The sequence below is a fragment of the Streptomyces botrytidirepellens genome (assembly GCF_003721215.1).
GTDB lineage: Bacteria > Actinomycetota > Actinomycetes > Streptomycetales > Streptomycetaceae > Streptomyces > Streptomyces himastatinicus.
In genome coordinates this window covers 1-699 of record NZ_RIBZ01000379.1, presented here as the reverse complement: position 1 = coordinate 699, position 699 = coordinate 1, and the positions used below count along the sequence as shown (strand labels likewise).

General features: G+C 76.8%; 1 protein-coding gene. It reads right to left on the bottom strand.

What is annotated here, in order from left to right; all coding sequences use genetic code 11:
* Nucleotides 1–74: 74 nt before the first annotated feature.
* Nucleotides 75–699 (bottom strand): SDR family oxidoreductase (locus EEJ42_RS31065; RefSeq protein ID WP_123105197.1); only part of this gene is annotated, 625 nt, incomplete at its 5' end.

Below are 699 nucleotides of genomic sequence, written 5' to 3'. Positions count from 1 at the left end.
GCGGAGCCCCCAACGGGGGCCGGGGCGGAGCCCCGGGGTCGGGTAGGGGCGGGGTGGGGAACAAGCCCCCGGCCTCACCAGCCGTGCAGCGCGCCCCCGTCCACCGGAAGCATCAGCCCGGTGAGGTAGGACGCGGCGGGCGAGAGGAGGAACGCGGCGGCCTTGCCGAACTCGTCAGGCGTCCCGTACCGCCGCAGCGGAATCTGCGCGGAGTTCCGCTCCCGAGCGGCATCCGCGTCACCGGAGAGGCCGTCCAGCTCGCGCACGCGGTCGGTGTCGATGCGCGCCGGAAGGAGGCCCACGACGCGGACACCGCGGGGGCCGAGCTCCAGCGAGAGGTTCTTGGCGAAGCCCGCGAGCCCGGGGCGCAGGCCGTTGGAGACGGTGAGGCCGGGGACGGGCTCGTGGACGGACCCGGAGAGGACGAAGCCGATCACCCCGCCGGGGGTGAGTTCGGCGGCGGCGGCCCGGGCGAGCCGCACGGCGCCGAGGAAGACCGAGTCGAAGGCGGTCTGCCACTGGGCGTCGGTGATGTCGGCGGTGGGCCCGGCGGGCGGCCCGCCGACGCTGATGAGGATGCCGTCGAAGCGGCCGAACCGCTCGCGGGCGGTGGCGATGAGGCGTTCGGCGGCGTCGGGGTCGGCGTTGTCGGCGGCGACGCCGACCACGTCCGGGCCGAGGTCGGCGGCGGCCGCGGCG